This window comes from Haemophilus sp. SZY H68, assembly GCF_018829685.1.
Taxonomy (GTDB): domain Bacteria; phylum Pseudomonadota; class Gammaproteobacteria; order Enterobacterales; family Pasteurellaceae; genus Haemophilus; species Haemophilus haemolyticus_K.
Window position 1 is genome coordinate 199,677 of sequence record NZ_JAHKKB010000001.1, and the last position, 15,461, is coordinate 215,137.

The window sequence follows — 15,461 nt, forward strand, 5'->3', positions numbered from 1 at the left end:
CACTATAGGAGCAATGCTATGTTTCCCGAATACCGAGAATTAATCACTAAACTTAAAAGTAATGATGTTTATTTCGATCGTCTTTTTGAAAAGCATAACGAATTAGATCATGAAATTAAGAATATGCAGGAAAACATTCAGCTCGCCACTCATATGGAAATTGAGGCTTTGAAAAAAGAAAAATTACGGATTAAAGATGAGCTTTATGAATACCTCAAGAAAAAATCACAAGAATAGTACAAAAACCGGCTGATGCCGGTTTTTTTGTTGAACTATTTTAGTGTTATACCACAGGTTTTTGTCGATAAAACAATAAGCCCGGTAAAGCCAATCCAAATACTATTGCGCCTAGGATAAAACTGGTATTAATAAAGGAGCTAATCATTTGCTCAAATAACGCATCAGAAAAGCCGAAATGATGAATTTGTACCATTGAAATCATTGCTTTATAGGCCTGAACACCAGGGATCATCGGGATAATTGCGGCAACGGTGAAGGCTTTAGGATGGGCTAAATAACGATGGGAAAGATGCACGCCTAAAAAACCAATTACGCAAGTTGCAAAGAATGTGGCAAATACAATAGGCATATTAATATGCAGTAATAATGTGCGTGTCACATGACCAAGTGCGGCTAAAATTGCGCAATATTTTAAGGCCTTGGGCGGTACATTAAATACTAAAGCAAAGCCCACGGCTGGAATTGCGGCAAATAACATATCATCGAATAATTTCAATATAAATATTGTTATATCTAATAACATTTTAATGCCCCCAAGTTGTAATATGTAATACGCTTAAAGCGAATACAATGCCAAGACATGCGCCAAAAGTGAGAATAGTTGCAATCGTCCAACGGCCTAATCCCATATTCACATAACCTTTTAATATATCCGCCAAAGAATTAATCAGAGGAAACCCCGGCACAAGTAATAACACACTAGACGCTAAAGCAATTTGAGGATCATTACCTAAGTTATATTTTAAGCTCACGCCAGAAATCAGCGAGGCGACGAAAGAGGTGATGGAAAAGACGATAAGAGGATTATAGTGCCGTTTAGAAAATTCTTGTCGCACAAACATGGCGATGGCTGCCGCCACAAAGGTGATACCACAGATCACCCAGTCTCCGCCAGATAAATGGGCGAATGCTGCACAAGATAAGCCAATCATGAATACAACTAACCATCGGTTATATTTAAGCGGTTTTAATTGATCCAGTTTTCTTTGAGCGATTTCTAAGTCATACAAATGATGTTCAACGGCAATCACAATGCGCTGAACATCAGTGACCATTTGCATATTAATGCCTTTATCTGTATTTTTTCGTGCGGTAGTAATGCAATGATTATCGGATAAGGTCGTCAGCACCACCGCATTTGCCGTGAGCGCACATTCTACACTTTCTACGCCAAGTGCTATGCCTAAACGCTGTGCCATTTGCACCACCACGGTACTTTCTGCCCCATGTTGTAACAAGAGCAGTGCCGTTTGTACGCACAATCGAGTCACCGCCCGTTGATATTCATGTTCCATATCTTTCTTCTATCAAAATACACCTATAAATAATTATAAAAATCTTTTCTGAAAAATGCGCCAAAAAAGAACCGCACTTATGATTTAAGTCAAAAGTGCGGTTCAATTTGTCTGAGTTTTTATGATTAAAGTTTGACGACTTTCGCTTGTTTAATCATATTATCACCCACTTCAAGAATGGTAATTTGCAAGCCATCAATTTCACAAACCGTGCCTTCATCGGGAATTTCCTCTAAGTGTTCTAGGATTAAGCCATTAAATGTACGGGCATCTTCTGTATCCAATTCCCAGTTAAACATTTTGTTGAGATCGCGTAGGTTGGCAGAGCCATCGATAATAATGGAACCATCAGATTGTTGCGTTACTTCTTCATCAATGCTTGGCGCGGTGGAAGTGGTAAAATCACCCACGATTTCTTCCAAAATATCTTCCAAAGTCACAAGACCTTTAATATCTCCGTATTCATCCACCACTAAGCCAATGCGTTCTTTATTTGCGCGGAAGTTCGCAAGTTGAGTTTTTAATGGCGTGCTTTCAGGAATGAAATACACTTCATCAGCGGCACGAATTAAGGTTTCTTTGGTAAATTCATTTTTTTCAAGCAGTAAGCGGAATGCTTCACGCACGCGCAAAATACCAAGCACTTGTTCATCAAGGCTGCTTTTGTAAAGCACAACGCGGTTGTGTGCTGCGTGATTGAGCTGGCGCATAATGGCTTTCCAGTCATCATCAATATCAATGCCGCCAATTTCGTTACGTGGAACCATAATGTCATCAACGGTGACGGTTTCCATATCTAAAATAGAAAGCAACATTTGTGGATGTTGTTCATCAGGTGTGGCTTCGCCCGCTTCTGAAACGATACTACGAAGTTCCTCACGGCTAATTACTTGTTTTTGCATATCGGGTTTTAATCCCACTAAATGCATTAATAATTTGGTAAAAATATTCATCAGCCAAACTAACGGATAGAAGATTTTAAGTAATACCGTCAAAATATGGCTGGAAATGAAACCGACTTTTTCCGCGTGCATCGCTGCCACCGTTTTAGGGAAAATTTCAGAAAAGACAAGCATCACGAAAGTGAGTAAACCCGTTGCAATCGCCACACCAGCATCTCCGTATAAACGCATACCAATCATGGTCGCAATCGCTGATGCGCTGATATTAACAAGGTTATTAAAAATAAGAATAAAGCTTAACAAGGTATCTGGCTTTTCTAGCAGTTTTTCTGCTTTTTGTGCGCCTTTATTGCCTTGTTCAGATAGAAAACGAAGACGATATTTATTGAGAGAGAGTAGCCCGGTTTCTGAACCAGAAAAATACGCAGATAACACTAAACAGATAATGAGAATAATAAATAAAGTACTAAGGGGAATACTGTCCAAGGGAAAATCCTTTTGTTCGTTTAATCACATCATAGGGTGTAATTTATTGAAGCATAAATTAGTCGAGCTAATTAAGTTTATGTAATAAGTTATGCCCTATGGAATAATAAAGGCGAACTTGAATTCGCCCTTATTTTTAAATCAGCCGACTGCCAAAATAAGCAATCGTGAGTAAGATAATACCTGAAATTGCATAAATTATCATCCTTTTTCCATGCCATCCTTTTTTCCAATGACCAAAAAGTGCGATGCCAAAGACAATCCAAGCAAAAAATGAAAATAGTGCTTTGTGAATATTTTCCGCAGTTAATGCATTGATAGAATGATAAATACCTGAAATTAATGTCAGTGTTAATAATAATTCACCAAAAGCAAATACCCTTGCAAAATGACGTTCTACGGTCATTAAAGAAGGTATAATCGGAGAAAAGTTGGTTTTTTTGGCTTTTAATGAACGATCAATCCAATTGAGTTGGATTGCATAAAGCATGGCAATAAAGCATACCGCATAAGTAAATATTGATAAGCCTATATGAAATAACATCGCAGAATCTTGATTCAGTAATTGAATAAAATGACTTGGTATAAATGTTGCCAAAATTAAGTTAAAAATTGAAAAGGCAAAGACGATAGGTAAAACGAACCAGATAGAATTCACTGATAAAATAGCAAATACGGCAAGGGCAGAGATGCTAACACTCATTAATGAACTAATTTGAATTAATGTGAATGTATGCTCTTCAGCTAATTCCTTCAAGGAAGGACAAAGCGTAATAACGTGTAGTGCTATCGCAAAAAGTGCGGTAAAAAACAACGGTGTTTTTTTCGGAGAATGTTGTGTGTTTTCTACGGACGTAAGTAAAGGAGCGATCATCAACACACTAATTAGATAAAATAAAATCGAAAAAATAGCAAACCACATAATTTCTTTCCTCTGTTTGGGAATGGTTCGTATTTTATCGTTCTCACACACAATTCGCTATAAATTTATTTGAAATGATGAAAAACGCCTAAATTTCGGTATAATCAAGCCAATTTTTTTAGAAAAAAACAGGATTACGAGTCATGTTTGATAATTTATCGGATCGCCTTTCTAAAACTTTACGCAATATCACGGGAAAAGGCCGTTTAACGGAAGATAATATTAAAGAAACCTTGCGCGAAGTGCGTATGGCATTACTTGAAGCAGATGTTGCTTTACCTGTGGTGCGTGAATTTATCGCAAAAGTAAAAGAAAGCGCGCTTGGGGAAGAAGTCAATAAAAGCTTAACGCCGGGGCAAGAGTTCTTAAAAATCGTTCAGCGTGAGCTTGAAAAAGCCATGGGCGAAGCAAATGAGAGTTTAAATCTTGCAACCCAACCACCAGCAGTTATCTTAATGGCGGGTTTACAAGGTGCGGGTAAAACCACCAGCGTGGGTAAATTAGCAAAATTCTTGCGTGAACGCCATAAAAAGAAAGTGTTAGTAGTTTCTGCCGACGTATATCGCCCAGCTGCGATTAAGCAGCTTGAAACTTTGGCTCAGTCCGTTGGCGTGGATTTTTTCCCATCGGATGTTAAACAAAACCCAGTTGATATTGCTAAATCGGCACTTGCTGATGCAAAACTGAAATTCTACGATGTATTGATTGTGGATACGGCAGGGCGTTTGCACGTTGATACGGAAATGATGGACGAAATCAAGCAAGTCCATGCGGCATTAAATCCAATCGAAACCCTTTTCACCGTAGATGCGATGACTGGTCAAGATGCAGCCAATACGGCAAAAGCCTTTAATGAAGCATTGTCGCTTACAGGTGTTATTTTGACAAAAGTGGACGGTGATGCGCGCGGTGGTGCGGCGTTATCAATTCGTCAAATCACTGGTAAACCAATCAAATTCTTGGGTGTGGGCGAGAAAACAGAAGCGCTTGAGCCGTTCCATCCAGACCGTGTTGCTTCCCGTATTTTGGGTATGGGCGATGTGCTTTCACTGATTGAAGATCTTGAACGTTCTGTTGACCGTGAAAAAGCAGAAAAAATGGCGCAGAAATTCAAGAAAGGCGATGATTTCACTTTAGATGATTTCAGAGAACAGCTTATCGAGATGAAAAAAATGGGTGGCATGATGTCTATGCTTGAGAAATTACCCGGTGCAAAAAATTTGCCTGATCATGTTAAAAATCAAGTGGATGACAAAATGTTTGTCAAAATGGAAGCGATCATTAACTCCATGACCTTAAAAGAACGTGCCAACCCAGATATTATCAAAGGATCTCGCCGTCGTCGTATTGCATTAGGTTCTGGCACTCAAGTGCAAGATGTTAATAAATTACTTAAACAATTCGACGAAATGCAACGTATGATGAAGAAAATGCGTAAAGGCGGTATGGCTAAAATGATGCGTGGAATGCAAGGCTTAATGGGCGGAGGCTTAGGCGGTCTTGGTGGTTTAGGCGGAATGTTTAAACGATAATTTCAGAAGAATAAAAGTGCGGTTAAAAAAGACATATTTTTAACCGCACTTTGTTTTGAGCAAAATATTAGTCTAAGTGTCATTTATAAGTGAATTTTAGTTGAAATAATACCCGATACTTAGTATGGGAATATTCTTTACTTCATTCTATACTCATTACACATTTCAACTTTTTTTATAAAAATTCAACATGAATAATAATCCATTCCAAGTTAACTGGTCATCTAAGGGACATACATTATGTTTAGGACATTGGGAAATTAAATATCTTGGTTTACCCGTCGTGTTACCTCGAGAGCGTCAAGATAAAGATATGGGAACAGAAAATATTTATAATTTTATGGATCCTGAAGATGAGCTTTATCGCGAGGGATTGGGTGAGGATGATTGGATTGTTGAAAATATTGAATGGCTTTCTGATGTATTTATTGAGCATAATATTCCTTTAGAGGAAAATATAATGAGAGCATTTTATCAAGCAGTAAATCAGTCCGATTGGCGCTGCGGGAGCTGTGGAGGATGTATTTAACTTTGAGAGTATCAATCTGTTTTATTCTTTTAATGTAAATAGTGTTATTAATAAATGTGATAAAAGTCACAAATTTTAAAAAAACTCTTAAATTCAATTTTTGATTTCTATCAATTTGACATAGAATACGGCCGCTAATTTAGAGTATATCTAAATATTATTACCCATCTTTTGAGGAGTATTTCTATGTTGTGGTTTTTCTTTTGTGTAGCCATTCTTATTCTTGGTTACTTTATTTATGGAAAAATTATCGAAAAAATCTTTGTCATTAATTCAAAACGTCAAACACCAGCCTATCAAATAAATGATGGTGTGGATTATATGCCAATGTCAAAAACTAAGATTTGGTTAATTCAATTGTTGAATATTGCTGGTACTGGCCCAATTTTTGGCCCTATTCTTGGTGCATTATACGGACCTGTCGCGATGTTATGGATTGTACTAGGCTGTATTTTTGCTGGGGCAGTACATGATTATTTCTGCGGTATGTTGAGTATCCGTCATGGTGGTGCAACAATGCCATATTTAGCCGGTAAATTCTTAGGTCGCCCTGTAAAAGTATTTATTAACACATTAGCACTTGTACTTTTATTATTAGTAGGTGTTGTGTTTGTATCAAGCCCAGCTCAATTAATGGGTACGATTACCATGGACTTATTGGGCGCATCTCAAGGAGCGTTACAATTAGGTGATGCTGAAGCTGTTCATCATGCAGTTGAAGCCGGTGGTATCAAAGTATGGGGAATGGATAAAGCAACTGTTGTTGCAGTTTGGACGATTATTATCTTTGCTTACTATATTCTTGCGACTTTATTACCGATCGACAAAATTATCGGTCGAATCTATCCGCTCTTTGGCGCATTATTGCTATTTATGTCTGTGGGTATGGTGTATGGCTTAGTTTCTGCACACTTTAGTGCTGTTGATCCTATTGAGTTCTTCCGTACTATCAATGCAGATGGTCAAGGTTTAACTTTAGAGAAATTCACACAAAACTTCCAAGTGAAGGGTGATGTTCCAATTTGGCCATTGTTGTTCTTAACTATTTCTTGTGGTGCATTATCTGGTTTCCATGCAACTCAAACTCCTTTAATGGCGCGTTGTGCTGAAAATGAAAAAGAAGGTCGTTTTATCTTTTACGGTGCAATGATTGCTGAAGGTGTAATTGCGCTAATCTGGTGTATGGTTGGTCTCGCATTCTATGAAAATCCACAAGCATTACAAGATGCAATTTCTGCAGGATCACCATCTAAAGTTGTATATGACAGTTCATTACATTTCTTAGGTTTTGTTGGTGGTATTTTTGCTGTGTTAGGTGTGGTTGTTTTACCTATCACTTCTGGTGATACCGCATTCCGTGCTGCTCGTTTACAATTAGCGGAAATTTTCCATATTGACCAACGTTCATTATCTAAACGCTTATTAATTGCTGTACCACTATTCGTATTAGGCTATTTTGTTTCAACCATTGACTTTAGCGTATTATGGCGTTATTTCACTTGGGCAAACCAAATGACAGCAATGGTAATGTTATGGACAGCAGCTGCATATTTATATCGTTATCATAAATTCCATTGGGTTGCGTCTATTCCTGCTTGGTTTATTACCACAGTGTGTGCAACTTATTTATATTACAATCCAATTGGTTTCCACTTAGATTATCAATTGTCAGTATATTTAGGTTTGGCAACAACAGTAGTATGTATCATATTATTCTTTACGTTACTTAAACCATTCGGTGATCGTGACGAAGAAGCTTATGTGAATAATTAATTAAGAACATCTGGTTGAAAAAAGCCGTTTGGGATATTTTCTCAAACGGCTTTTTATTTTGATAAAAAATAGGGTTATATCAGGGATAATCGCTTGCAACTTAAGCAAACAAATTATAAACTTACGTAGATGTGGAGAAAAGTGGTGTTTTGTGGAGATTTTTAGAAAAATTTCTCGAAATAAGTTTAATTTTGAAGGCGTAATATGTTTCGTGGTGCAACAGCGGTTAATTTAGATTCTAAGGGACGCGTAGCGATCCCAACCCGCTATCGCTCTGAAATTCTTGAAAAGAACCAAGGGCAAATGGTTTGTACCGTCGATATTCGCCAACCTTGTCTTTTACTTTATCCCCTTGATGAATGGGAAAAAATCGAACAAAAACTTCTCGCACTTTCTAATTTTGATCCTACCCAACGCCGTTTGCAACGAGTAATGCTTGGTCATGCCACTGAATGTGAGATGGATGCTCAGGGCCGTATTTTGCTTAGTGGACCATTACGCCAACATGCAAAATTAGAAAAAGGTTTAATGTTAGTAGGACAACTTAATAAATTTGAAATTTGGAGTGCTGTAGAATGGCATGCTCAAATTGAAGAAGATATGGAAATTGGTTCAAGTGCAGACTTTGCGTCTGAGGCTTTGAAAGATTTCTCATTATAGAAAATGATTCACCGTTTTTTACTTTTATATTGTATTTATGGATACCGAAAATTCCTTTTCTTCACCTGAACATATCACAGTTTTACTTCACGAGGCCGTGAATGGCTTGGCATTGAAGGAAAATGGAATTTATATTGACGGTACTTTTGGCCGTGGTGGACATTCTCGCTTAATCCTTTCTAAATTATCTCCAAATGGTCGTCTCATTGGCGTTGACCGCGATCCTAGAGCCATTGCTGAAGCTCAAAAAATTCAAGATTCACGTTTTCAGATTGAACATAACAGCTTTTCTCATATTCCTGGAATTTGTGAAAAATTAAATTTGGTTGGCAAAATTGATGGTGTTTTGCTTGATCTTGGCGTGTCATCTCCTCAGCTTGATGAAGCAGAGCGTGGTTTTAGTTTTATGAAAGATGGCCCGCTTGATATGCGTATGGACACGACTCAAGGTTTATCAGCAGCAGAATGGTTAAAACAAGTATCGGTTGAGGATTTAACTTGGGTTTTGAAAACTTTTGGCGAGGAGCGTTTTGCTAAACGTATTGCCACTGCTATTGTTGATTACAACAAAAGTGCGGCCAAAAATGGCACAGAATTTTTATCACGTACTAGTCAATTAGCTGAGCTTATTTCACAAGCGGTACCTTTCAAAGATAAACATAAACATCCTGCGACTCGTAGTTTCCAGGCCATTCGTATTTTCATCAATTCAGAACTAGACGAATTGGAAAGTGTACTCAATTCTGCTTTAGACATGTTAGCGCCAGAAGGGCGTTTATCAATTATTAGTTTCCATTCTTTGGAAGATAGAATGGTGAAACATTTTATGAAAAAACAAAGTAAAGGTGAGGATATCCCTAAAGGTTTACCATTGCGAGAAGACCAAATTCAACGTAATCAGAAATTAAAAGTAATTGGTAAAGCAATTCAACCAAGTGAGGAGGAAATTCAAGCAAATCCTCGTTCAAGAAGTGCAGTATTGCGTGTAGCGGAGAGAATTTAGTGATGTCTGAAAATAATAAACCTCGTTATCCGTTACAGCAGATTTTAGTTGAAGATTTATTTTCTTCAAATAAGTTAATTGTTTTCTTATTAATAGCAATTTTGGTATCCGCAATGGGCGCTATTTGGGTGACGCATAAAACACGTCAGTTAATTTCTGAAAATGGTGCACTTATTTTACAACGGCAAGCGCTTGAAAATGAATATCGAAATTTACAGGTGCAGGAAGCGACTGAAGGGGATAGCACAAGAGTAGAATCTATTGCTGTAGGTACTTTAAAAATGAAACCTTTAACGACAGAACAAGAAGTTGAGATTAGAGAATAATAGGTAAAAAGATGGTTAAATTCAATTCTTCTCGTAAATCAAATAAGTCTAAAAAAACAATTAGAAAATTAACCGCACCTGAAGCCGTGAAACATAATAAACCGAAAATGGTGTTTGATAAATGTTTTATGCGTGGACGTTATATTATTTCGGTATTTTTTGTTTTTCTTGGTTTGTGTGCATTGGTAGCTCGTGCTGGTTATGTCCAATCTATTAATGCTGATACCTTATCTGGCGAGGCTGACAAACGCTCGTTACGTAAAGATGAAATTCTTTCTGTGCGTGGTTCAATTTTAGATCGTAATGGGCAATTATTATCAGTAAGTGTCCCGATGAGTGCAATAGTAGCTGATCCTAAAACGATGTTAAAAGAAGATGCTTTAGCGGATAAAGAGCGTATTAATGCATTAGCGCAAGAGATAGGAATGAGTAGCAATGACTTGATTAAAAAAATTGAGAAAAATTCAAAATCAGGTTATTTGTATTTGGCCCGTCAAGTAGAGTCAAATAAAGCAGATTATATTAAAAAATTAAACGTTAAAGGCGTTTTCTTAGAAACTGAACATCGTCGTTTTTATCCACGTGTAGAAGAAGCTGCACATTTAGTCGGTTATACTGATATTGATGGGAATGGTATAGAAGGGATAGAGAAAAGTTTTAATACCATGCTTGTGGGGAAAGATGGTTCACGCACAGTACGTAAAGATAAGCGAGGTAACATTGTTGAACACATTTCTGATGAAAAAAAATATGATGCGCAAGATGTTACGTTAAGTATTGATGAAAAATTACAATCTATGGTGTATCGTGAAATTAAAAAAGCGGTATCAGAAAATAATGCTGAATCGGGTACGGCTGTATTAGTTGATGTTCGTACAGGAGAAGTATTAGCCATGGCTACTGCGCCATCGTATAACCCGAATAATCGTGTTGGCGTGAAATCAGAATTAATGCGTAATCGTGCTATTACGGATACCTTTGAGCCGGGTTCTACTGTAAAACCTTTAGTTGTGTTAACTGCACTTCAACGTGGTGTAGTTCGTCGCGATGAGGTTATTAATACAGGGTCTTTTACAGTAAGTGGAAAAGAAATTGTAGACGTAGCACCACGTGCGCAACAAACATTAGATGAAATATTAATTAATTCAAGTAACCGTGGTGTAAGTCGCCTTGCGTTACGTATGCCCCCAAGTGCCTTGATGGAAACCTATCAAAATGCAGGTTTAGGTAAGTCGACAGATTTGGGATTGATTGGTGAACAGGCTGGGATTTTAAATGCCAATCGTAAACGTTGGGCGGATATTGAACGTGCAACGGTTTCTTATGGTTATGGTATTACTGCAACACCACTCCAAATAGCTAGAGCTTATGCAACGCTTGGTAGCTTCGGTATTTATCGTCCACTCTCTATTACAAAAGTTGATCCACCTGTAATTGGGAAACGAGTTTTTTCTGAAAAAATCACGAAGGATATTGTCGGTATTTTAGAAAAAGTAGCGATTAAAAATAAGCGAGCGATGGTTGAAGGATATCGTGTTGGTGTAAAAACGGGTACAGCACGTAAATTAGAGAATGGTCATTATGTGAATAAATACGTTGCATTCACAGCGGGGATTGCACCAATTAGTGATCCACGTTATGCCTTAGTAATTTTGATTAACGATCCAAAAGCTGGGGAATATTATGGTGGTGCGGTTTCAGCTCCTGTGTTCTCTAGTATTATGGGTTATGCATTACGTGCTAACGGAATTCCACAAGATGCGGAACCAACAGAAAAAACAATGAAAAGTGCGAAACGCATTGTATATGTTGGTGAGCGTAAGAATGAAAAAATGAATTAGGGAAAAATAATGAAAAAACTCACCGCACTTTTTAATTTACCTGAATTAAAGGATGAGATAGAACTCCATAATATGGTATTGGATAGCCGTAAAGTTAAAACAGGGGATCTTTTTGTGGCGATAAAAGGTCATCAGGTCGATGGAAATCAATTTATTGATTCGGCTATTCACTCTGGTGCAAGTGCGGTGATTTCTGAGACAGAATTATCTAGCGAGCATTTAACAGTAACATTTATTGGGAATGTGCCAGTAGTTAAGTTTTATCAACTTGCACGCCATCTTTCGTCGTTGGCAGATATTTTCTATGATTCGCCTTCTAAGAAATTAACGCTTGTTGGTGTAACAGGGACAAATGGCAAGACTACTATTTCTCAATTATTAGCACAATGGGCGGAGCTATTAGGCCATCGTGCAGCAGTAATGGGAACAATTGGTAATGGACTTTTAGGTGCCGTAGTTGAGGCTAAGAATACGACAGGGTCTGCGGTAGAACTTCAGTCTTCTCTTGCCAAATTTAGACAAGATGGAGCCGATTTCGCTGCAATTGAGGTTTCATCACATGGTTTAGCCCAATATCGAGTAGAAGCATTACATTTTAAGGCAGCTATTTTTACGAATCTAACTCGTGATCATCTTGATTATCACCAAACAATGGAAAATTATGCTTCCGCTAAAAAACGCTTATTCACCGAATTAGATACGCAAATTAAAGTGATTAATGCTGATGATGAGATTGGCAGCCAATGGTTAAGTGAATTGCCTGATGCGATTGCGGTTAGTACTGGCATCGATTTCCAAGCAAACTCACATCAATGGATGAAGGCAACAAATATCCACTATCATGCTCAAGGCGCAGAGATTACTTTTGAATCTAGCTGGGGGAATGGCGTATTGAATAGTCCATTAATCGGTGCTTTCAATGTAAGCAATTTGTTATTAGTGATGACTACGTTATTATCATTTGGTTACCCATTGGAAAATTTACTCGCTACGGCGAAATCTTTGAAAGGAGTATGTGGAAGAATGGAAATGATTCAGTATCCAAACAAGCCAACGGTCATCGTTGATTACGCTCACACCCCCGATGCATTAGAGAAGGCATTAATTGCAGCACGGGAGCACTGTCAAGGTGAATTATGGTGCATTTTTGGCTGTGGCGGTGATCGCGATCGAGGTAAACGTCCATTAATGGCAAAAGTGGCAGAACAATTTGCTGATAAAGTTATCGTGACAAAAGATAACCCTCGATCAGAGCCTTATAAACAAATTGAGGATGATATTGTTTCTGGTTTTATTAATATGGATAAAGTGGGTATTATTCCTGATAGAGAACAAGCTATCCAATTTGCAATTGAAAGTACTATTGAAAATGATGTGATTTTAATTGCGGGTAAAGGTCATGAGCATTATCAAATTATTGGTAATGAAGTGATTTCATTTTCTGATCAAGATGTAGCACATGATTTTTTAAAATAATAACAATTAAATTATGATTAAACTCTCTACTGAACAGCTAGCACAGATTCTTCAAGCTAAATTAATTGGCGATAAAAATGTGCAAGTTGAAGAAATTAATACAGATACCCGAAAAAGTGTATCAAATAGTTTATTTTTTGCTTTGAAGGGCGAAAAGTTTGATGCCCACCAATATCTTGAACAAGCGGTAGCACAAGGTGCGGTAGCTGTTGTTGTTCAGCAAGAAAATTCTTCCATTTCTGTTCCACAACTTGTGGTTAAAGATACTCGTATTGCCTTGGGTGAACTTGCAAAATGGTTACGCGAGAAAATTAATCCGCATACTGTCGCGATGACAGGGTCTTCTGGTAAAACCACGGTAAAAGAAATGACTGCAAGTATTTTGCAACATACTGCCGGTGATTCTGACGCGGTACTTTTTACCAATGGCAATTTTAATAACGATATTGGTGTGCCTTTAACTCTTCTTCGCTTAACAGAAAAACATCGTTTTGCTGTGATTGAACTTGGTGCAAATCATCAAGGTGAAATTGATTACACCACAAAGTTAGCTCAACCTGATGCAGCATTGATTAATAATATTGCGCCAGCGCATTTAGAGGGATTTGGTTCTTTAGAGGGCGTAGCACAAGCTAAAGGTGAGATTTATCGAGGTTTAACATCGAATGGTGTGGCGATTATTAACGCAGAACATGATCATTTAAATGTTTGGCAAAAAGAAATCGGTGAACATGAGATTCAATATTTCAACGGTAAAGATTATTCTGCAAAAAATATTCATCATACTGCTCAAGGCTCTACTTTTACACTTATTTCCCCACAAGGTGAAATTGAGATTAACTTACCCTACCTTGGTGAACATAATGTAAAAAATGCCTTGGCTGCTACCGCACTTGCGATGAATGTTGGTGCCACTCTTGCAGATGTAAAAGCCGGATTAGAACAACGTTCACAAGTGAAAGGGCGTTTATTCCCAATTCAAGTAACCTCTAACTTATTGCTATTAGATGATACTTATAATGCGAATAAAGATTCTCTGTGTGCAGCGATTGATGTTTTAAAAAGTTATGATGCTTTCCGTATTTTGTGTGTTGGTGATATGAAAGAGTTAGGTGAAAACTCTCTCGCTATTCACCACGAAGTAGGACAACATGTCAACTCGGCAAATTTAGATTTAGTTTGTTCTTATGGCAACGAAAGTGCGGTTATTTCTGAGGCTGTTTCGGGTAAGCATTTTACTGATAAGGTGGAGATGGTTGATTTTCTTGTACCATTGATTGAAACCCAATTACAACAAAATAACAAAGTCGTGTTGCTAGGAAAAGGCTCGCGCTCAATGAAAATGGAAGATGTGATCTATTCATTAAAGGATAAAATTAAATGTTAGTTTGGCTTGCTGAATATCTTGTTCGTTATGAAACCGTCTTTAATGCGATTTCTTATATTACCGTCCGTGCAATTCTTGCATTATTAACTGCACTTTTTATCTCACTTTGGATTGGCCCAAAAGTGATCAAACGTTTACAGATCTTAAAGTTTGGCCAAGAAGTGCGAAATGATGGTCCTGAAAGCCACTTTGCAAAAAAAGGCACACCCACTATGGGCGGTGTGATGATTTTATTTTCTATTGGCGTAAGTACGTTATTATGGGCAAATCTTGCTAATCCTTATATTTGGGTTTGCTTATTTGTATTATTTGGATACGGTGCAATTGGTTTCGTGGATGATTTCCGCAAAATTACTCGTAAAAACACGGATGGTTTGATTGCTCGTTGGAAATATTTCTGGATGTCTGTTGTGGCATTAGTGGCAATCTTTTGGCTTTATTGGCTTGGACACGATACTGATGCAACCCGTTTAGTGATTCCATTCTTTAAAGACATTATGCCTCAATTAGGTTTGTTCTATATTGTGTTGTCTTACTTTGTGATTGTTGGAACCGGTAATGCGGTGAATTTAACAGATGGTTTGGATGGATTGGCGATAATGCCAACCGCGCTTGTCGCAGGTGCGTTTGCGTTAATTGCATGGGCGACGGGTAACGTGAATTTCGCAGAATACTTGCACATCCCATACATTAAATATAGTTCTGAGGTGGTTGTATTTTGTACAGCCATTGTTGGTGCAGGGCTAGGATTCTTATGGTTCAATACTTATCCAGCACAAGTCTTTATGGGCGATGTAGGTTCCCTTGCATTAGGCGGCGCGCTTGGTGTCGTGGCAATCCTAGTTCGTCAGGAATTTTTGCTTGTGATAATGGGCGGGGTGTTTGTTGTTGAAGCGCTCTCTGTTATTTTGCAAGTGGGATCTTATAAGTTACGCAAACAACGCATTTTTAGAATGGCACCGATTCACCATCATTTTGAATTGAAGGGATGGCCAGAGCCAAGAGTCATTATTCGGTTTTGGATTATTTCCTTAATGTTGGTGTTGATGGGATTGGTAACCTTGAAGTTACGTTAATAAATATAGCTAG

At 37.8% G+C, this 15,461-nt stretch carries 15 protein-coding genes; 11 read left to right on the forward strand and 4 right to left on the reverse strand.

Annotated elements, in window-relative coordinates:
- Positions 1-18 precede the first annotated feature (18 nt).
- Entirely contained in the window at positions 19-237 is a 219-nt protein-coding gene (locus KP712_RS00960) for a YdcH family protein (RefSeq protein WP_111407192.1), read from the forward strand.
- Positions 238-283: 46 nt separating this feature from the next.
- Here the strand turns inward: KP712_RS00960 and KP712_RS00965 are convergent, their stop codons facing one another.
- The 4 genes from KP712_RS00965 to KP712_RS00980 all read right to left on the reverse strand — a co-directional run bounded on the left by KP712_RS00965 (position 284) and on the right by KP712_RS00980 (position 3,845).
- Positions 284-763, reverse strand: coding sequence for a threonine/serine exporter family protein (locus tag KP712_RS00965; protein ID WP_065264557.1), 480 nt, complete (start codon positions 761-763; stop codon positions 284-286).
- Position 764: 1 nt separating this feature from the next.
- A complete protein-coding gene (locus tag KP712_RS00970) occupies positions 765-1,535 on the reverse strand; it encodes a threonine/serine exporter ThrE family protein (protein ID WP_111407193.1) in 771 nt (256 codons plus the stop codon).
- Between the two features lie 125 nt (positions 1,536-1,660).
- Positions 1,661-2,923 (reverse strand): HlyC/CorC family transporter, encoded by a 1,263-nt coding sequence (locus tag KP712_RS00975; protein WP_111407194.1) that lies wholly within the window; start codon positions 2,921-2,923, stop codon positions 1,661-1,663.
- A 136-nt stretch (positions 2,924-3,059) separates the two neighbouring features.
- The gene (locus KP712_RS00980; RefSeq protein WP_111407195.1) at positions 3,060-3,845 is read right to left on the reverse strand and encodes an inner membrane protein YpjD; all 786 of its coding nucleotides are present in this window, start codon (positions 3,843-3,845) and stop codon (positions 3,060-3,062) included.
- A gap of 143 nt (positions 3,846-3,988) precedes the next feature.
- Between KP712_RS00980 and ffh the strand changes: the two genes are divergently transcribed.
- The 10 genes from ffh (at position 3,989) to mraY (ending at position 15,448) form a co-directional block, all read left to right on the forward strand.
- Positions 3,989-5,377 (forward strand): signal recognition particle protein, encoded by a 1,389-nt coding sequence (ffh, locus tag KP712_RS00985; protein ID WP_111407196.1) that lies wholly within the window; start codon positions 3,989-3,991, stop codon positions 5,375-5,377.
- A gap of 190 nt (positions 5,378-5,567) precedes the next feature.
- Positions 5,568-5,906 carry a hypothetical protein gene (locus KP712_RS00990; protein WP_111407197.1) on the forward strand — a complete coding sequence of 113 codons (339 nt, stop codon included), beginning with the start codon at positions 5,568-5,570 and terminating at the stop codon, positions 5,904-5,906.
- Positions 5,907-6,092: 186 nt separating this feature from the next.
- On the forward strand, positions 6,093-7,679 hold the full coding sequence (locus KP712_RS00995) for a carbon starvation protein A (protein ID WP_111407198.1): 1,587 nt from the start codon (positions 6,093-6,095) through the stop codon (positions 7,677-7,679).
- Positions 7,680-7,883: 204 nt separating this feature from the next.
- Positions 7,884-8,339 carry a division/cell wall cluster transcriptional repressor MraZ gene (gene mraZ, locus KP712_RS01000; protein ID WP_005628276.1) on the forward strand — a complete coding sequence of 152 codons (456 nt, stop codon included), beginning with the start codon at positions 7,884-7,886 and terminating at the stop codon, positions 8,337-8,339.
- Positions 8,340-8,376: 37 nt separating this feature from the next.
- The gene (gene rsmH, locus KP712_RS01005; RefSeq protein ID WP_111407199.1) at positions 8,377-9,342 is read left to right on the forward strand and encodes a 16S rRNA (cytosine(1402)-N(4))-methyltransferase RsmH; all 966 of its coding nucleotides are present in this window, start codon (positions 8,377-8,379) and stop codon (positions 9,340-9,342) included.
- 2 nt (positions 9,343-9,344) lie between these two features.
- Positions 9,345-9,668, forward strand: coding sequence for a cell division protein FtsL (ftsL, locus tag KP712_RS01010; protein WP_048954129.1), 324 nt, complete (start codon positions 9,345-9,347; stop codon positions 9,666-9,668).
- Positions 9,669-9,679: 11 nt separating this feature from the next.
- On the forward strand, positions 9,680-11,509 hold the full coding sequence (locus KP712_RS01015) for a penicillin-binding transpeptidase domain-containing protein (protein ID WP_048954128.1): 1,830 nt from the start codon (positions 9,680-9,682) through the stop codon (positions 11,507-11,509).
- A gap of 9 nt (positions 11,510-11,518) precedes the next feature.
- A complete protein-coding gene (gene murE, locus KP712_RS01020; protein WP_215770471.1) occupies positions 11,519-12,985 on the forward strand; it encodes a UDP-N-acetylmuramoyl-L-alanyl-D-glutamate--2,6-diaminopimelate ligase in 1,467 nt (488 codons plus the stop codon).
- A 13-nt stretch (positions 12,986-12,998) separates the two neighbouring features.
- Positions 12,999-14,372: a UDP-N-acetylmuramoyl-tripeptide--D-alanyl-D-alanine ligase gene (gene murF / locus KP712_RS01025; protein WP_215770472.1), complete on the forward strand. Its 1,374-nt coding sequence runs from the start codon at positions 12,999-13,001 to the stop codon at positions 14,370-14,372.
- Positions 14,366-15,448 (forward strand): phospho-N-acetylmuramoyl-pentapeptide-transferase, encoded by a 1,083-nt coding sequence (gene mraY, locus KP712_RS01030; RefSeq protein WP_140527223.1) that lies wholly within the window; start codon positions 14,366-14,368, stop codon positions 15,446-15,448. Before murF ends, mraY begins: the two co-directional genes overlap by 7 nt.
- Positions 15,449-15,461 lie beyond the last annotated feature (13 nt).